An 18928-nucleotide genomic window follows, 5' to 3' on the forward strand; every position below is an offset into this window, starting at 1 on the left:
TGAACAAGATATAAAAAATACTTAGTTTTTACAAATAATAGTCAATCATTTTTGCAAACTTTTCTTTCATTTTCTCTTTTATAGATAAATGATTGACGTCAAAGGATGTTACTAGCTTTGAATTTTGGAAGTCTTCATTGATGACTGGCTTTATTTTTGAAATATAGACAGGGTCATGGATATAACAGTTCATTTCTTCATTTAAATGAAACGAGCGCGAATCAAAATTCACGGTCCCAACCATCAATACGTTTTCATCGATCAAGAATACTTTACCGTGTAACACTCCCTTTTTATAACCGTAGACTTCTATACCCTGTTTTAATGCGTTTCGGATATATGGATACGCTGCTTCTTTAACTAACAGTGCATCCGAATGAGGTGAGAAGAGAATTTTGACACGAACTCCTCTTTTTCTTGCATCCACTAATGCGTTCCAAATAGTTCTGTCTTTTGGTATAAAATAAGGTGTTACTATAATGATGGACTCTTTTGCTTGTTGAAACAGCATTGCATAATCTTGCTCAAGTTTTTCTCCACTGTAATATGCAATAAATCGATGTGAGGTTGCTCCCTTTACCTTTGTCGCGCTATGTATCGGAATCGGTTGCTCTGTGTTTTTCTTCCAGTCTAACACAAATTGATGTTTTAGATCTTGAACTCCTTCTCCTTGTATTCGAAGGTGATAATCTCTCCAGTGACCGAGTTTTACTTTTTCCCCCAAATACTTCCTGCCGATGTTAAATCCGCCAATGTACCCAATCCTTCCATCAATTACTGAAATACGGCGATGATTCCGATGTTCTAAAGAAGAAAAAAGATAAGGGAAAGCAGGCTTATTGTAATACGTAAAATGCACTCCTTCTTTAACTAATAATTCTCTTTCCTTTTGCTTTAGTAAAATTCCACCTAGCCTGTCCACTGCATAATATACTTCTACACCTTCCTGGCTTTTTTGCCTCAATAAATCTAGAAACTGATGACTTACTTTATCATCGGCAATAGAGAAAAAGTTGATATGCACGTAATATTTTGCTTTCTTTATATCTGAAAATAATTGATTGTTTAACTGTTTCCCGTTTGTATACATAGTAATATTACTTTGACGAATCGGGTATTGGATGGGCTGCTGGTCAAATCCCCCCCGTTTTTCGGCTGCTGATCTTTCAATTTTATCCCAAACAAGCAAAACAAAACATACGCCGATAAATACAAATAGGAGTACTTTAAGAATTTTCTCTATCTTTTTCAGCATATTTAATCTCCTTTATATATTATCGTTTTCATTTTGTTAGTTTTTGTTATCGGGACAAAACTATCCCGGTAGTGGAACAAGCAAAAAAAGCTGCCGAAGCAGCCACTGATCTTAAACTCTTCCACCACGTTACTTTAAGTATATTTCTTCACGATCCCTTTTTCCCCTCTTCAGTTCTCTTAAAAAATGAACTCACCTTAACCGAGTAATAAGTATAAAAAGAATAAAGTATTAAATAATAAATAATAAGTTTGTATTCGTTCACTTATTAAGAATGGGAGGGGGAAGCTGGAATCAGAAGTATTTATAACTGAAAGCATTACAAGGGTTCTTATCCACCAATCCAAAGTAAATAAAGTAATTAAAGAACTAAACCATCATATGAATAATCTTTTAAGGAAATGGAGAGCTTAACTAAATACACGGAGGGAATACACAATGAAAAAAAGCCTAATCTTAATTGCTTTCCTTATATTTAGCCTTGATTTAACAGGGTGTGCCAGAAATAACGTAAATAAAAATGATGTTGTAAATCGTGACCAAAATGTGACAAGAAACAACATCACCAACGACAGAGACAATAATGATTACGATAATAGATCTAGAATGAGAGTAGCTGATGATGCAGCTAAAAAAGTAGCCGATCTGAAAGAAGTGGACACGGCAAATGTCATTGTTACAGAAAATAATGCATATGTAGCCGTAAAGCTCAAACCTACATCCCGAAATAAGGGTACTTATAGTATTGAACATAAGATTTCACAAAGAGTGAAATCCACTGATCGAGATATTGATAACGTTTACGTATCGGAAAACCCTGACTTTTATGATCGGATGACCACATATGCCTCTGATATTCGTAATGGTAGACCCATCTCAGGTTTCTTTAATGAGTTTACTGAAACAATTCGTAGAGTATTCCCTAAAGCCAAATAAGGTGAATAAAAAAATGCTTGGCAATATGCTAAGCATTTTTTTATGGTGGTTTAGGATTGATTGTCCACTATTAATTTCACATTCATTTTTAAAATAATGTCATGTGCAAAATAAACTAATATTTATTTAAAGAGTCTAGCATGAACCATCTCTAACAGCAGCCACCATAACCAGGATAACCTCCATAACTCATACCGTTTCCAAAGAATTGTCTTTCCATTTTATATCTCTTCCTCAAATTGTTTCAAAAATAGTGTATGTGTCCTTTTTTAAAGAGGAATAGATATTTGCCTATTTGAATGTTGTTATTTTATTTTCGGTATAGTGACAACACCTCATTGTACTAATGTTCATAGGACAATGAGCATGAGTGTCCCATTTTACTGTCTTCTTGTTTGAAATAGCTGCCACATTAGCACAAAAAAATGAAAATGAGCTGCCGCAGCAACTCATTGTTAAACTCTTGCACCCGTTAATTTAAGTGTAATATTTCACAAAGTAGTAAACAACAAATAAAAAAAAAACGCTCCTATCCATTTATTGATGATGGTACTTTTTGGATATATACTAGAGGTGAGATACTATTTATATTGAAGGGAGATTTACATATGGAGGTAACATTTACAGTAAGCAAATGGGATGAAAAGCCAGTAGATGACACTAGAAAAGAATTCCCTATTAATATTGCCCATGTCGAGTACGATATTAAGGGTGAACTACAAGGAAAAGCTTTTGTTGAATATTTATTATATTATATAGATTCAAATATAGAAGATGGTCATTTAGCCACTTCTAAAATTTCTGGATTTCTGTATTTTGAAGGAACTTACAAGGGAAAACTGGGGACATTTACAGCTATAGAGCAAGGAATATTTGATAAAGGAAATCTAGATTCTCCAGCAACAATCATCAAAGCTACCGGTGACTTAGAAAACTTGAAAGGGTCCTATAATTATAAGTTTACAGGTCAAACTAGTAAGATGATTCTAGACTTTAAATTCTAACAAAACAGTAAAAAAGGGCATCCCTGTACTACCAGGAATGTCTTTTTCGTCGAGCGAGCTTTTTCATCTATTCTGCACCGTTAATGCAATAATAAAAACAGGATTGGCTTAGCAATCCCGTTTATTTTACCTTTTAATTGCTATAAAAAATGAAATAAATAACTATTACACTTACTCCAATAGATACACCAACGGTATCCAAGTTCCTATTCCGACCATACAATTCCCCCCTGTTAACTATTACGATTAATATGTCAAAAGGTTCTAATTTTTTTATAATAATGGGTTTGCTTATTCCAACTAATGCTGCCAGTTAGCACAAGAAGCGACTGCTCTTATTAAGCAATCACGCCCGTTAGCTGAATAACAAAGTCTTAAATTACTTACGGATGGTCTCTTGTCTAAGAATATAAATCAAGCATATACTCCTTATTATTTTCTGCCCCTTCTTCTGCCTCTTCATCATCAAGTTCTAAGTCATCAATCCATTGATAATAGTGGCCCAATTCGTGGGCAAATGTACCAAGAGTAGCCCAAAGTGCATTTTCTTTTCCATTCTTATTCAATAATTCTAAATAGTCACCAGTAGCTATTCTTATATATGGTTCTTCATTTTTGTCAAAAGGACCAAAAAATGTACCCGATACTAATTCTTTATTAGCCTGACTTTTAATTTGATAATCTTTTTTTAGATAAAAAACAACCCGAATGGGAAAATCAAATTCTTTCCTTATCCACTTTGCAAATTCTAAACAAGCCCTTCTAACTTCTGGATGAACACCTTGTTCGCATCTTATTCTTAGTCCTTGTCGTGGATAATTGTTCTTCATTTAATCGCCTCTGACCCTCATAAACAAGTTTAGTCCAAAAAGGTACCTTCTTACACTAAACTCCCGTTTGAGCATTTAGTTTTTTTAAAATCCTAATTTTAGAAATCAGGTTGTATGTCCAATCTCACTTAATCATTTTCCATAGACTAATTAAAAAAGGAGATGAGAAGTGATGAAATATAAAGGAGATTTACGCACAGATTCCTCAAGAAATTCTAAAAATGAAATTTTAAAGGAAGAAAAAGTATATCAATCATCGGGACACCAAGAATGTATTGAGCGTGCCTATCGTATTCCCATATTTTTAAGTACGACAACTCATTTAAATGACAAACAAAATCAGTTTCTAAACCGTCTAATTTTAGAGATCGAAAATGCTTTGCTTTTTCCACGTACATTACCTTTAAGCGAAAGTTATCCCGAAATCATTTTAACTGATATTCGTCGGTTGGTTTCATCAAGCTATGGAATGTTGGCAATGAATTTTCGTCGTTTTTTCGTTGATATAGTTAACACCAATGTAGGCCAACCCCCATCAACTACTCCGTTCTGGGAAGGGTCAGTTTATTCACAAGTAGAACCTTCAATGGCTTTTCAATTTGGTCTACCCTTATTATTAGTAAGGGAAGATAATACTGACGAAAATAATGGAATTTGGGCAGGAGGAATTGCCCCAATCAACACATTTATAATTTGGGATTCTGAAAATCAATCTGTTGATGAATTCTTTAGCACTATTGAATGGAGAGAAGCCTTTGCAAACTGGAGTGCAGAGGTAAGAAATGCATATTATATTCAAACAGAGCCTAAGTTCAAGTTCAGATGTGAACGGTAAACTTGTACTTTAGCACCAAATCGAATATTTTTAATAAGTTGAAAATATACAAGATTTTATTCACCTTTATATATTTTTGGCTTATTTACATAAAAATAATATTTCCATAAACAGAACTTATTAGTTTCCAAATACATTTACTTCTTCATACAGATAGGTAAGGGTTTGAAGTTATCGCTCCCCTTCCCCCCCGTTCACACCGTACATGAGACTTTCACCTCATACGGCGTTCCAACTAATCCGATTCGATTTAATCATCAACACTTCAGAAATCGTAGCACCTTCAGTGTCTCAATTCTTCCGTTTTAATAAGTCGGTACCTCCCGTAGGAGGTGAACCTCTATTAGTCTCAAAGAACCTTATTAACCGATAAAGATTTGCCTTGCATGATTAAATGATTCTTCATTAGACTAGTGGCTATCCCTCCAGGTTGATTAGACCTTTCATTGGTACTATGCCACCACTTTCACTGACATAAAGACAAGTTATACAATAACTAATGTCATTATTGCTTTCCTTGCCAACGCTTCTGCGGGAGTAAGCTTTCCACGTTATCAGCTTACAACGTTGAATTATATCTATTATGAATGAACTTAGGTGCTTCCTGTAAGCCTGTTAGCATTCATACGCCTGTAACGTATCATGGATTTTCATATTAGTTATTTTTACTCACCCACATCTAACTAACCTCACAATTTGGTGATATACACATTTCTATGTATCGCAGGTATAGACCTGTACATTCAGAAGTTCGTCAGCTTAACCTGTTACGGTAAATTCTCACGCCTTTTCGCCGAGCTTATAACAACTATCATTCTTACTAAATCCAGTGCTATTCGGCTAAGAGAGAACCCTTCAGGGCGTTCCCCCATCATTTGATTCTTTGATATAATCCTTCACTTCCGACAAGAACTGTCTAGCCTTTACCAGAGAAATGTGACCATCCTCCATTTAAGCTAGAAACATTTCGCACAACTAACCTGCCAGGTTAGTTGAAGTGCAAAATTTCACAAAACTATTATCCAATTTAAATCAATAATTATGTAGAATGAGTGACCAATTTATAACTATATCCAAACAAAAAATACCTTTGATCTAAATCAAAGGTCAATGTTGAACTTAGTGGTCTAGGCTAAGTCCATTTTAGGAGGTCTAAACTCCGAAGAATCTAAACTATTATTATATTAACATACTATGAATATTTATTCTATACTTTAAATAATTATACATTCACTATACCCTTTTGAATTCAAGCATCCGTTCGTATTATTTGGTTAGCAGATATTTCTGGGGTGATCTTATTTTATATGGTCTTATTATAACCATGTAGCCGGGGTAGAACGTAAGCACCCGTGGGGCATTGATCCCGTCAGCTAAACCGTTCACCCCCTACTTGTAGAAACATGTTTGAGGCTGGTTGGGGCTACGGATCTCGCATATCAAGCGAAGCTATAATACTACAAGAGGAATTAGGAGTAACCGGCAATCTAATTATTTAGAGAAGGAATTTGGAAAGAATCGAGTCGTTGGACTGAATGTATCAAAAAGGGAAAGTGAAGTTCAAGGATTTTTAGATAAAGGAAAACCTTATCGTAAAAGTTTTAGTGCGGCAGCTCGAAATCCATTTCAAGAAACTTTGTAAAAAAGTCATTTATGAAGCATGAGTATGTATATTGATATGCTTCTTCAATATAAAGAGCATCTATCAAAGTTAGAGACAGAGATAGATACTCTCGCTAAGGAAATTGAAGAATATAAGATTATCCAATCTATCCCTGGTATTGGTCTAAAAAGCTAGTCGCAATCGCTGGAGTTGATCCAGTAAATTGCGCATTTTAGTATAACATGGGTAATTTAAGTTTTTTAGTGAAAAATGTTGACAAACTATCAGCTGGTTTAGCTTAAGTACATCTCTTCACAATCTTCTCAATAACCCGATTAACTTGGTCTATTCACTCAATAAAGTTAACAAAAGATAGACTGCTGCCCCCCACATTACAAGAGCTGATATTTTATTTAATATCAACAAAAAGTTTCCAGATTTATCAACCTTTCTACTTATTCTCCCAATCAGTGAAAGTCCAAAAAACCAAATCCATGAAACCAAAATACAAGCAAGAGCAAAGATAACTTTATCTTCCCCTTGGTACCTTAATGAACTTGTACCAATTACACCTACAGTGTCCATGATGGCATGAGGGTTCAGTAAGGAAACAGATGCTGCAAAAAATACTTGTTTCTTTAAAGAAAATTTATTCCCACGTACTTCTCTTTCATTACTTGGCTTACTATTCCATGTGGTCCATCCCATATAGATTAAAAAAATACAACCTGCCCCAATTAAAATCATTTTTATCCAAAATGAACCTAAAATAAGAAATGAAACACCTAAAACAGATATCAGGATTAAAAGGGTATCACACAAAGAAGCTGTAATGATGACTGGTAATGCATTAACAAAACGATGCTGTAGCACCCCTTGATTAAAAACAAATACATTTTGGACACCAAGAGGAAGAATCAGTCCTAGTGCAAGAATAAATCCATGAAAAAGTGGTTCTAACATTCTAATTTCGCCCTTTCTTGTTTATTATTCAACGGGTCCTATTTTATTTCGAAATTTTGTTTTTGTCTCCAACCAATTGGATGGAATCCAAACCAACCAAGTAATATAATAAATACAAAAAGGAGCTATTTTGATGTTTAAAATCGATTGGAAACCAAATAAATCATCGCCAGTACCTTTACATAAACAAATAACTGATTTTATTAAAGAAAAAATATCCAATGGAGAGTGGACGATAGGATATAAGCTTCCTCCCCAACGTGCTTTAGCAAAAGTTTTAGGAGTAAATAGAAGTACAATTGTAACTGCATATGACGAATTAATAGCCGAAGGACTTATTGAGGGAAAAAGCGGCAGTGGAACAAGAGTAGTAAACAATACATGGAATCTGTTAGCTACTCCCCCTCCCCCTGATTGGAATTCATATGTAAATTTCGGATCTCACAAGCCAAACTTGCCAACGATTCAAGAAATAAATCAAGCTGAATTTACCCCGAACATCATTCGTTTAGGAACTGGAGAATTATCGCCAAATCTAATTCCTAGTTTATCAATGAAAGAAATTTTCCATCAATTGTCGAATAGAGAAATTTCTTATGGCTATGAAGAACCAAAGGGGTTGCTGCCCTTAAGAGAACAAATAGCAGATTATTTAAAGACAATTGGGATTCCTGCTTTTCCTTCTTCCATTTTAATTGTATCAGGTGCATTACAAGCCCTTCAGCTAATAAGTGTGGGTTTATTGCATAAGGGTTCTACCGTATTAACAGAAAAGCCATCGTATCTTCATTCATTAAATGTCTTTCAGTCAGCAGGTATGCGTTTAATGGGCATCCCTTTGGATAAAGAAGGAATTCAAGCCAATCTTATTCAACAATATAAAAAACAACAAAAAGCTGCTTTACTCTATACCATTCCTTCATTTCATAATCCAACCGGGACTTTAATGACTGTGGAAAGACGTAAACTATTGCTAGATACTTGTCAACAAGAACAACTTCCTTTGATTGAAGATGATGTTTACCGAGAATTATGGTTTGATGAAAATCCGCCAAAACCAATTAAGGCTTTGGATAAACATGGACTTGTACTTTATTTGGGAAGTTTATCTAAATCTTTAAGTCCTGGACTTCGTATTGGCTGGATTGTGGGTCCAGAACCAGTAGTTGAGCACTTAGCTGATATTAAAATGCAGACTGATTATGGGTCCAGTTCTATATCACAATGGGCAGCAGTAGAATGGTTTTCCAGTGGACTATATAATAAACATCTTAATGAAGTAAGAAAACAACTGAAAACTCGAAGAGATTTTACTTTAGAAACTTTGAACAGTTATTTTTCTGATATTGCAGTTTGGGAAAAACCGTCTGGAGGATTTTATATTTGGTTGCGTTTGTTACCGTCACTCTCTATGAGAAAATTATTTGAAATTGCGCTTACAGAAGGAATATTACTGAATCCAGGAAATGTTTATCATCATCAAGCTGAACAATATCTACGAATTTCCTATTCATTCGCTCCTCTTCCACAGATAGAGGATGGTCTTAAACGCTTATCAAAAATTGTAAAAACAATAGCCAAATAAGGGATTCATTTGAAGCCCTTATTTCACGATTCCTTGTTAAACTAACATGACCCGTTAGCTCAATAAAAATAAGCCGCCAAAATGGCAGCTGAAGCTTTAACTCCAATAATAAATCTAATGATTTATTGAAAAGTTCCATTGATCATTCTGGCATTTGACAAAATAATTTCGTATGTCCCTTCGCATATTTGTTAATGCAGCCGCATATTCATCCAAACCATTGCTACTCATTATGTAGGTATACCTTTAAAAAAATTCATCTGAATATAAGCGAGGAGCCGATAAATCCACATCATCTTCAGTAAAACCATGGGGAATAGGAAATTTTTCTTGAATAAGAAAATCCCTTATTATCGTATTGTGTCCCTCAGCTAATCTTAATGAACATTCTAATATTGGACGAAAAGATACATCCTCTACAATACTATATATTTATACATGCATATTGCCATTGAGTCATTCTGATACTGTGACCAAATGTTTGCAATTTCGGGGGCAGTTAATCTTACGTGATGTGGAGTTTCATCATTTATAGATTCGAGCATGTAATATGTTCCCTCCAAAACTATTCTATTTGGTATCATTTACAAAGCTGTAAAAGTTATGTATTTCATACCCTTTTCTTTAAAGTACACTTCTTCACAATCTACTTATAATAATTTCATAAGACACAGACTGAATACTGTTGCTATAATTAAAAAATAGAGAATTGTATTTAGAAAGGACTAGAGGTGAATTAAAATGTATTGGACTCCATTATTTGAAAATGATGTACCTGTAGCACGCTTCTGCTCCTAATGGCGTGAAGGTGACTACATCTCTCCGTTAGGGGTATTCTCGACCTAAACAAATGACGGAGGGTACAAATAAATGAAAAACACCTTATTAGGTTCTTTATATTTAATTTTAGCCTCAAGTATTTGGGGCGGTATGTACGTTGTTGTAAAAGTAGTAGTATCGGTCATACCTCCACTAGAACTTGTGTGGCTGCGATATATAGTGGCTATCGTCACACTTCTCGTTATCGGCTTCATAACTAGGCAAAAATGGCGAATCAAAAAACGTTATTTATTAATAATCATAGCGATTGGGATCATTGGTAATGCCATTTCAATTGTTGCTCAGGAAACTGGTACTATGCTTTCTACAGCACAAATGGGAGCCATAATAACTTCTTCAACACCAGCATTTATGGTTATTTTTGCTCGGTTAATCCTTAAAGAACGGTTGACATTAAAAAAGGTAATCTCCGTTTTGTTAGCGACAATTGGAGTACTTCTGATTGTTGGAATTGGTGACGTGAACATGTCCAGTACCCTTGGAGGTATTGCACTACTTATCGCAGCTTTAACATGGGCACTCATGTCAGTACTTGTTAAGCGTTTGCCAAGTAATTATTCGCAAATTGTGGTAACCACCTATTCCATCTTGGTAGCCTTAATCGTGTTGACTCCTTTTGTTTTACCACGGTTACATGAAATTAATATCTCTCAACTGACTCACCCAACCATTTGGGGAGGAATCTTGTATTTGGGTATTGTCTCAACAGCAGGTGGATTTCTGCTTTGGAATCGTGGATTACAAATGCTTAACGCTTCAAGTGGAGGAATATTTTTCTTCTTTCAACCCGTGGTTGGAACATTACTTGGGTGGTTTATTTTAGGAGAGAACATAGGTGTAACGTTTTGGTTAGGCTCAATCCTAATTCTAACAGGCGTTTTATTCGTGATCAAAGAGAAATAATCGTATTTAAAATCCCCTTCAATCCTAACTGAAGGGGTTTTCATTTGTAGTCAACTCTTACCAAAAAATATCATCCATAGGTGGAATCGGACTATTTTCTATTTTTTTTACTTCCTCTGTTATGTCTTCTGTACCATTTACGATTTTTTATGCTTTTTATTTACTGGTGGGCAACGTTTGACATTTCTTCTCTTTTCCTTGCTGAAAATCTTCCTCTAGCTAATAGCCAGTTTCATCAATATTTAAATGTACTTCCAGGTTAAACTCCATAACTTATCACCTCTTTATTATTATCTATTTCATTATAGAACATACATTCTTGATTTAGTCACAAAAAAGAACTTAGATATACTCCAAGTCCCTTCACTTTTATTATGGTTATTACGTTAAAGCACTCAATAGTCGTACAATTTTTCACAATCTCTCATTTTTATTGTTTTTTCAATTCTTTAACAATCTCATTAATGCGTTTTTCTACCTCATAAAGATTCTTCTGCATCCGTTCACGTCGACTACTTAAGACTTGCAATTCCTGTTTCAATTCCTGTTTCAATTCTTCTGTTTTGTTCATGATTTCCCCTCCGGATTATAATATATCATTAGTATGTTAGCAGTTAAACCATTAGATGGGTTTCGCTCTAGAAAATCCAAATAAAATTCATCTTTTTTATTATTCTTTCAAATTCATTTAAAATTCATTTTAATATTCGTTAAATCTTCAATTGCTTCTTCACATAAACTCACAGGCATTATCGCTTTATCAATACAGATAAATCACCTTCAAAAACTTTTTCTTTTTTAACATTGAATGTTGATAACAAAACAGTAAGGATTCCCGTTTCATTTTCTTTTGCTTTCTTCCCAATAACCTCAACAACGGTGTGTAATTCATCATCAGGATAAACGGGCTTTATGAACTTTATATTATTCATCCGCGTTCCCGCAATAACATCATCACCATAGATGCCTTGTTCAACCCAAAGCTTAAATGAAATGGCTAACGTATGTATACCAGAAGCAATAATTCCATTAAACCTTCCCTGATTTGCTTTTTCCTCATCCAAATGCATATACTGAGGGTCAAATTCCCCTGCAAACCCCATAATATCCTCTTTTGTTAATTTGAATGACTTAGTTGTGAACACCTGTCCAATTGTAAATTCATCTAACTTCATTAATACACCTCTAATTTCAAATCTTTGTACTTGTTTATATTAGAGTAACAACACCTACTCATCAAGTTGAAAATTTCAAAAAAAATAACCGCCCGTAGGCGGCTGTAAAAAACCAATTATGAAATTAATATAATCTACTTCGTAACCGTCGCTAAAGTAGCTTCAGGCGTTGTTACCTTGTCATAAAAGTCCACGAATTTGTCTCGTTCGTCACTATTACGATAAGCCATTGCGACACGCGGATGTTCATTAAGCACTCCAGAAATCATGTAAGGAATGATATAGCCCCACTCCCACTTCTGTCTCATCTCTACCATGTGCTTTTCGATTATGCCAAGTACCGGCCTTAGTTCATAGCTTGTTTTTTGAATATAGCTAACGAGAAGCTCTGTGTTACAGTTACCTGCCGCACGCCCCATGCCATAAACAGATGAATCTAGGAAGGTTACTCCATTTTGGTACGCAGTCAATGTATTAGCGAATGCTAACTGCATATTATTATGTGTATGAATACCCAGTTGTTTATTAGGGAGCAATGACTGGAATTTTTTTACTTGATGCGCAATACCGGCTGGGTCCAAGCTTCCAAAGGAGTCGACGATATAAACAACATCTACAGGACTTTCTTTCACCATTTCCATTGCTTCAATCAACTGATGTTCAGGCACGCTGGATAAAGCCATGATGTTGAGTGAAGTCTCATAACCCAAATCATGAAACATTTGTACAAGTTCTAAACCTTTATCTACTTCACGAATATAGCATGCGACCCGGATCATATCCAATACGCTTTGCTCACGGGGCAGGATATCATTTGGATCCACACGACCAATATCTACAAGAGCAGATAGCTTCGTAAACTTTTTCTCAGGAATGATTTCTTTTAGGAAATGATCATCTAGAAATCTCCATGGATTCGGCTCGGTTGCGTTAAGAAGCTTAGCGGAATTTTTGTAGCCAATTTCCATATATTCCACACCGGCTTCACTTAGTCCGTTATAAAGGTCCTGAACAAATTCGACACTGAAATCCCAATTGTTGACTAACCCTCCATCACGGATCGTACAGTCTAATATTTTGCTGCTATGTACCATAATTGCAACTCCCCCTGTTGTATGCTCATTCGTCATATTATTTGTTATTATTAATGCTTATATCACGTTTCGATTAAAAGTGTCAATCTTTTTAAAATAGTGAACATTTAAAATGTACATAACCTTTTAATAAAAAGTTAAGAAAATAACATATGAGCAGAAAAAATAACTGTGGTTACTGTCATCATACTGAATACAGTAGACAATAAAACAACTTGTGCTGCATATTCTGGATGATTTCCATATTCTAGTGCAAACAACGAACTATTTCTTGAAGTTGGAAAAGAGCTCGCAATAAACAATGACTGTGCTATTGTACCATCCAGCTTCAATGCTAGTATGATGATGAACGCAATACAGGGCGAAAGAATTAGCCTTCCAATTAGACTTAAAACTAAGGGCAGCGAAAAACGACTTATTTTTAAAAAAGCACTTTGTGCACCAAGTGTAACAAGTGCTATCGCTACAAATGCGTTTGAAGTATTTTTTATAGGTGTCCATATGTATTCAGGAATTCTTATTGAAACGGCATGGAGAAAAACCCCAACTCCAAAAGCGTAGATGACAGGATTCTTCAAGAATGCTTTTATCGCTTGGAATTTTGCTTTATCAACAGAAACAGAATTAAATAATCCATATGTATAAGTTAAGAGATTTTGAAAAACCATGACCACAACTTGGATTGATAAACCAAGAGGATTATTCTGAAATACCACCTGACTGACAGGTAATCCAAAGTTCCCCGAATTGCTTAGTACAACACTGTTTTTAAAGGTAGATGAAAGACTGCTCTCAAATTTCGCCATTTTAGATAATCCAGTGCTGACTATCATTAAACAAAGACCTTGTATTACAAGGAAACTAAGAATCTCAAGGAGTGTATCTGCTTTTATTTTACTCTGATATACATTGGTAAAACTCACAGCAGGCATTAGTAAATATGAATTTAATTTAGATAAGGTGTGCATGTCTAATTTATATTGTCTGTGAAGAAATATACCAGCACCAATAAGAACAAATATTGGTAAAATAACATTTAACATAATATGAAATAAAACGCCCATAAAATAATCCTCCCTTTTTTAAGAATCAAATTGCTATGTGTTCCTTGTGATTGTGATGTATTAGAACTCTTATTACGCTTTATCCGCCTTTTTCTATCCATGAAGGCTCAAATATTTGTATGAAGATGCAATAGTCATTGATATATTTAATTGTTAATGTCCTATCATACTCTCCACAGGTTTCGTCGTAGATCTGTTTAATGCCGAAGACTGGTAAGCAAAAGTATTTTCCTGTTTTAGGTTCGCTAACTGTTATTCTCCCGGCTTGAATATGAATTTTTGCCCTTTTAATGTAGGTCATAAAACTAAATCCAACGATCCCTTCGATCTCATCCTTTATAAGAGCATCGAAGTCTTTCCCTTCCTGCTCCATTAAATATGTAATTAGTTTCTTTGAATTGTCCTCCAATTACTTTCCTCCTCCTCCATTTCATTTTAAAAACAATATCCAAACACTTGAAATACAAATAAATTATTGATAGTCATTCAAAAAAGGAATGACAACATTCCCTGCTTCATACCAAGTAAAAAAAAGCCTGAGCATTTGCCCACGCTTTCTTAAATAGTAGATTTAAAATCTAATTTTTTCACAAATTCTACAAACTCTTTAATTACTTTGGTCTCAAGAGATTTTTCATAATACAACATCCATGTCCTTCTTACTATTGGATTCCCTTTTTTATCTTTTAGAATGATGCGATTAAGGTTTTGATGCTCTTGAACAAGAACACCAGGAAGTATTCCGTATCCCAATCCGTTCAATACCATTTCTTTGCATGTATCGGCTTTATCCACTTCCATGCCAATAAAAGGTGGCTGAGAAAATTCCCCACTCCACCAATTATCAATCATGGTCTTTAGTAATGCATCTGTCTCATATTCAATTCTCGGCAGAGAAGGCAAATCATGAAGTTCAATTTTTCCTAATGAAGTTACACAGAGATTTTCTTCAAAGAGTAGTATTTTTGAATCTGGCCACTGATAGTCTCCACGGACTATCCCAATATGAGCATCCCCATAATAAACGAGATTAAACACATCCCTACTCCATCCCGTTGTAACTTTATAATTTACTTTTGGGAATTGTTCACGAAAAAGCTTTAAAAGCTGTGGCAGCTTGTGCCGTGTTATGTAATTAGAAACCCCTAAGCGTAAGGTTCCGCTAACTTCTTCACCCATATTAAGTACTGTATCTTTAATCTGTTGGAGACGATTCAGCATTTCATCTGCACATTGAGCTAGATATTCTCCTTGTGGTGTAAAGTGAACTCCTTTTGTACCCCGTATGACCATTTCTACTTGATATTCCTTCTCCATTTGTTGAATTTTTTTCGTTAATGATGGTTGGGATATATATAAACTCTCAGCGGTTTTCGTGATATTCTTCTTCTCGTATAGCACCTTTAAGATGATCCAGTCCTGTTCATCCATTTTCTTTATCCCCCATAATCTACTCCAGGCACTTCCTTATATTTGGATGGTGCCTGGCACTTTATTTATTCATTTATTTTCAAAATTCTTGGAGTTCACCCTATTTAATAATAATTCCGATGGCGCACTCGCGTATAAAAACAATCGATGCATCGGCCTTGTCATGGCTACGTACAACAATTTGATGTCTAACTCTTCATCACTGTACGATTCATCCAGGTTCAGAATCAGTACAGCATCAAATTCTAGCCCTTTTGAAAGGTAAGAGGGTAAGATTACTATACATCCCTTTTTCATATCTTCTTTTTCTTCTAATAGCTGAACAGGCAGTTTACTATTTTCCAGCATTTTATGAATTCGTAGGCACTCTTTGTCGGTCCTTCCAATAATCGCAATGGAGTTAAGTTCTTCCTCTTTTAATAATTGGATATCGTGTTCAAGTATTTCTTTTACTTGTTGCAGATTGGCTGGATCAATATTTGTATAACGAGGTTTGTCTCCATGTCGAATGACTGGTTCAACCTTTGGCAAGTCTTTATCCATAATCGAAAGTATGTCATTTGCTAAATGCATAATCTCGACCGTCGTTCGATAACTCTTTTGTAACGCTTGATAATTAGCATTTGGGAAAATTTCCTTAACTAATGGTGCCCAGCTATTTAACCCCCGGTAAAAATGAATCCCTTGGGCCAAATCTCCGACGATTGTAAACAAATCTGTTTCAAAACCTTCTTTTAGTGCTGCAAATTGGAAATAGCTATAGTCCTGGGCTTCATCAATAAATATACTCTTCATTTTATAGTGTTCTTCGATACCTTCGAGTTTTGCTTTCATATAAAATAATGGTGCTAAATCCTCAAGTTCTAGCGCATTTTTAGCAAAAACCTTTTGACAATAGTTAGTTAATTTCTTGCATTCAATCTCTGAAATCGACGTTGAATATTTTTGTAATCGTTCAGGCGAAGTCATTAGTCCCTTGTATAAGCTAAAAATATCTTTTTCAACAAAGGAATCCATATAATTTTTCACAGCAACTTTCGACTCTTGCTCTACTGCCTTTATTCTTAATTCTTTTGAATCCATGATGCTGACTACTTTTTCCCTTCTTTTTTCTGCATCCAGCCTGGTGCTGTAAAGGGCCTTTTCTAGAGCATCGTCATATTTACTGTTAATTTTAGTCAGGATGATGGACTTTTTTAGTCTTAAATCATTTGCTAATAAATTTTTTATTTTATCCAGTCTTTTATAGATCGGTAAGTATTTAAATTCTTTTAAAAATAACCTTTTGAGTTTATCCCCTCTCATTAAACGGGATTTTTCAATAATAAAATCCTCGGAAGGTGCCAAATTTAATTCAATCTCTTTCAAATAGCGATCGATTATCCCCTTAAATTCCAGAGATCCTTTATAACTAGACACCCATTGGATCCTTTTTGATTTTTCGTTACTGTTAATCAGCATCATTAATTTGGAATTAGGAGATAACAATTTTATTTTCTTCCCTAAACAATTTCTCATAAATTCAATATAAGTAGTTTGGTTAATCTTATTTACCCCTAAATCAGGGAGAACGGCAGAAATATAATCGATAAATAATTTATTTGGTGCAAGAATCATTAATTTTTCTGGAGGAAATCGATATCCAGAAGAGTAAAGAAAATAAGAAATTCGATGGAGTGCAATCGTTGTTTTACCACTTCCAGCAGCTCCTTGTACGATAATGGGGTGTTTAAGAGAGGCTCTGATTACTTCATTTTGCTCATTTTGGATGGTCGCGACAATTTCGGTTAAGCGATTGTCTGCTTTTCCTGATAAGGATTTCTGGAGTAGTTCATCGTGTGTGGTTAAATCGATATCTCTAATCTCTTTTAATATTCCATTCTCGATTTCATACTGTCTCTTTAACGATAAATAACCACTTTGCATTTCTCCATAGGCGTCATAGGATACATCTCCTAGGCGACCATCATAGTAAACATTTGCAATTGGAGAGCGCCAATCGACAATAATAGGCGTTTGATTCACTCGGTCAAACAATGACGCTTTCCCGATATACAGAATCTCTTCTTTGCTGTCACCGGAGCTGGTAAAATTAATTCTAGAAAAGTACGGTTTCCCAATCACGCTCGCTAATCTTTCCAATTCACTTTCGGCCAATTCTAAATATTGAGCATTGGTGAGCAGGGTCATGTAACTTAAACTGCTATCTGAAGTATCAAGTTCAGCAAAAGCCTCTTTCAAGTTCTCAACAATCTGTTCTTTATTGCCTTTTGACATTTCCAAAACACTTTTAATATATTCCTTTGTAAACTCTAAACGCTCAACTTCCGATTGATAATCTTTATGTTCTCGCACTGATTTTTGTTTTTTCTGGCTCATTCTTTATCCGTCACCTCTCAAGTAGGAAGGTTTTTTCCAATGGCAAAGGATGCAACAAAAAGAAACATCTACAATTTTTTGTAGATGCTTTCATTCATAATGGAGCTATATTTTACCATTTGATACATGATAATACAAACTATTTGTTGTTTATGGGTGAAATAGGAACCAATGATTTTTTTCACATCATGGGAATATTTATAGAAGCTGCCATTCAAAGCGCTATTATTCCATTCGAGTTTTAGCCTTTATAATATAATAAAGCAATTAGGAAAATAATCAATCCTATTAAGAAAATAGGACCAAGACTCGTCGTGTATACAAAGTAAATTCTTATATGAAGTATGGCATGAACAATAAGAATGATTAATAAGCAAAAAAGCAAGAAAATGGTTAACTGTACATTTTTATTTCGATTCAAAATATTTGCTCCCTTCTAGAACAGTTACAGGGACTCTAAAATGTACTAACATCCATTTGTTTCTTATATAAATATTTTACGTTAGCTCGAATTATTCCTTCCTAAACGATCGAGTTAGAGGGAAATCCACGTTTAATCCGTTAATGCCGGCCACATGAATCGTACTCATGGTATGGAAACAAATTTCATTGTACAATGAACTTAAGGAAGAGGAGGTAGTGAAATGAGAAAAGTGATTATTTATACTCAGGAAACGTGCCCGCCATGCCATGCGGAAAAACTATGGTTTAAAGAAAATGGGATTGAGTTTGAAGAAAGAGACGTACGTAAAAACGATCAATATCTCTATGAACTTATTGAACTAGGTGCTGCTGCTACACCAGCGACCATTATTAAATACGAAGATCGTGAGGAAGTTATCCTCGGATTTGATCAAACAAAATTGGCTGGAATATTAGGGATATAATTTTAATAACACAAATAGGCAGTGATGAAGATCATCATTGCCCCTTTTAAAGAAACCTCTAGCGTTATAAATAAAATTCCAGTTTTAAGGCTTAACGGTGGTTATGAATGTGTATTTTAGTTGATGAACTTGAGGATCAATTAT

Annotated in this window: 17 protein-coding genes and 1 pseudogene; 7 read left to right on the forward strand and 11 right to left on the reverse strand. The window is 34.8% G+C overall.

Features of this window, described 5'->3' with window-relative positions:
* Nucleotides 1-28: 28 nt before the first annotated feature.
* Nucleotides 29-1255, reverse strand: a complete 1227-nt coding sequence (locus tag AAHB15_RS09330; protein WP_335574524.1) for a phospholipase D-like domain-containing protein — start codon at nucleotides 1253-1255, stop codon at nucleotides 29-31.
* Nucleotides 1256-1693: 438 nt separating this feature from the next.
* Here AAHB15_RS09330 and AAHB15_RS09335 point away from each other — a divergent pair, with 438 nt between their 5' ends.
* Both AAHB15_RS09335 and AAHB15_RS09340 read left to right on the forward strand, forming a co-directional pair.
* The gene (locus tag AAHB15_RS09335) at nucleotides 1694-2191 is read left to right on the forward strand and encodes a YhcN/YlaJ family sporulation lipoprotein (RefSeq protein WP_335574523.1); all 498 of its coding nucleotides are present in this window, start codon (nucleotides 1694-1696) and stop codon (nucleotides 2189-2191) included.
* Nucleotides 2192-2799: 608 nt separating this feature from the next.
* Nucleotides 2800-3195 (forward strand): DUF3224 domain-containing protein, encoded by a 396-nt coding sequence (locus AAHB15_RS09340; protein ID WP_335574522.1) that lies wholly within the window; start codon nucleotides 2800-2802, stop codon nucleotides 3193-3195.
* 401 nt (nucleotides 3196-3596) lie between these two features.
* Here AAHB15_RS09340 and AAHB15_RS09345 read toward each other — a convergent pair whose 3' ends face one another.
* Nucleotides 3597-4025 (reverse strand): hypothetical protein, encoded by a 429-nt coding sequence (locus tag AAHB15_RS09345; RefSeq protein WP_342042265.1) that lies wholly within the window; start codon nucleotides 4023-4025, stop codon nucleotides 3597-3599.
* 172 nt (nucleotides 4026-4197) lie between these two features.
* Between AAHB15_RS09345 and AAHB15_RS09350 the strand changes: the two genes are divergently transcribed.
* Both AAHB15_RS09350 and AAHB15_RS30160 read left to right on the forward strand, forming a co-directional pair.
* Nucleotides 4198-4860: a hypothetical protein gene (locus AAHB15_RS09350; RefSeq protein WP_335574520.1), complete on the forward strand. Its 663-nt coding sequence runs from the start codon at nucleotides 4198-4200 to the stop codon at nucleotides 4858-4860.
* Between the two features lie 1501 nt (nucleotides 4861-6361).
* A pseudogene (locus AAHB15_RS30160) lies at nucleotides 6362-6652 on the forward strand (hypothetical protein); the annotation flags it as partial.
* A 156-nt stretch (nucleotides 6653-6808) separates the two neighbouring features.
* Here the strand turns inward: AAHB15_RS30160 and AAHB15_RS09360 are convergent.
* Nucleotides 6809-7426, reverse strand: coding sequence for a LysE/ArgO family amino acid transporter (locus AAHB15_RS09360; protein ID WP_335574519.1), 618 nt, complete (start codon nucleotides 7424-7426; stop codon nucleotides 6809-6811).
* 133 nt (nucleotides 7427-7559) lie between these two features.
* Here AAHB15_RS09360 and pdxR point away from each other — a divergent pair, with 133 nt between their 5' ends.
* Nucleotides 7560-9011, forward strand: coding sequence for a MocR-like pyridoxine biosynthesis transcription factor PdxR (gene pdxR / locus AAHB15_RS09365; RefSeq protein WP_342042266.1), 1452 nt, complete (start codon nucleotides 7560-7562; stop codon nucleotides 9009-9011).
* A 246-nt stretch (nucleotides 9012-9257) separates the two neighbouring features.
* Here the strand turns inward: pdxR and AAHB15_RS30165 are convergent, their stop codons facing one another.
* Nucleotides 9258-9443 (reverse strand): DUF3231 family protein, encoded by a 186-nt coding sequence (locus AAHB15_RS30165; RefSeq protein ID WP_446715854.1) that lies wholly within the window; start codon nucleotides 9441-9443, stop codon nucleotides 9258-9260.
* A 438-nt stretch (nucleotides 9444-9881) separates the two neighbouring features.
* Between AAHB15_RS30165 and AAHB15_RS09370 the strand changes: the two genes are divergently transcribed.
* Entirely contained in the window at nucleotides 9882-10754 is an 873-nt protein-coding gene (locus AAHB15_RS09370; protein WP_335574517.1) for a DMT family transporter, read from the forward strand.
* Nucleotides 10755-11184: 430 nt separating this feature from the next.
* On the opposite strand, the gene AAHB15_RS09375 is transcribed toward AAHB15_RS09370, so the two are convergent.
* The 7 genes from AAHB15_RS09375 to helD all read right to left on the reverse strand — a co-directional run bounded on the left by AAHB15_RS09375 (nucleotide 11185) and on the right by helD (nucleotide 17897).
* Nucleotides 11185-11325 carry a hypothetical protein gene (locus tag AAHB15_RS09375; protein ID WP_186446312.1) on the reverse strand — a complete coding sequence of 47 codons (141 nt, stop codon included), beginning with the start codon at nucleotides 11323-11325 and terminating at the stop codon, nucleotides 11185-11187.
* A 178-nt stretch (nucleotides 11326-11503) separates the two neighbouring features.
* Nucleotides 11504-11929 carry a MaoC family dehydratase gene (locus AAHB15_RS09380; protein ID WP_335574516.1) on the reverse strand — a complete coding sequence of 142 codons (426 nt, stop codon included), beginning with the start codon at nucleotides 11927-11929 and terminating at the stop codon, nucleotides 11504-11506.
* 134 nt (nucleotides 11930-12063) lie between these two features.
* Nucleotides 12064-13023, reverse strand: coding sequence for an aldolase catalytic domain-containing protein (locus tag AAHB15_RS09385; RefSeq protein ID WP_335574515.1), 960 nt, complete (start codon nucleotides 13021-13023; stop codon nucleotides 12064-12066).
* Nucleotides 13024-13160: 137 nt separating this feature from the next.
* A complete protein-coding gene (locus AAHB15_RS09390) occupies nucleotides 13161-14087 on the reverse strand; it encodes an AEC family transporter (protein ID WP_335574514.1) in 927 nt (308 codons plus the stop codon).
* Nucleotides 14088-14166: 79 nt separating this feature from the next.
* The gene (locus tag AAHB15_RS09395) at nucleotides 14167-14496 is read right to left on the reverse strand and encodes a hypothetical protein (protein WP_335574513.1); all 330 of its coding nucleotides are present in this window, start codon (nucleotides 14494-14496) and stop codon (nucleotides 14167-14169) included.
* A 149-nt stretch (nucleotides 14497-14645) separates the two neighbouring features.
* Nucleotides 14646-15518 (reverse strand): LysR family transcriptional regulator, encoded by an 873-nt coding sequence (locus AAHB15_RS09400; RefSeq protein WP_335574512.1) that lies wholly within the window; start codon nucleotides 15516-15518, stop codon nucleotides 14646-14648.
* A gap of 69 nt (nucleotides 15519-15587) precedes the next feature.
* The gene (gene helD, locus AAHB15_RS09405; RefSeq protein WP_335574511.1) at nucleotides 15588-17897 is read right to left on the reverse strand and encodes an RNA polymerase recycling motor HelD; all 2310 of its coding nucleotides are present in this window, start codon (nucleotides 17895-17897) and stop codon (nucleotides 15588-15590) included.
* Nucleotides 17898-18541: 644 nt separating this feature from the next.
* Between helD and AAHB15_RS09410 the strand changes: the two genes are divergently transcribed.
* A complete protein-coding gene (locus AAHB15_RS09410) occupies nucleotides 18542-18784 on the forward strand; it encodes a glutaredoxin family protein (RefSeq protein WP_144561885.1) in 243 nt (80 codons plus the stop codon).
* Nucleotides 18785-18928: the final 144 nt, after the last annotated feature.

The organism is Bacillus sp. OTU2372, from assembly GCF_038440275.1.
GTDB lineage: Bacteria > Bacillota > Bacilli > Bacillales > Cytobacillaceae > Neobacillus > Neobacillus bataviensis_B.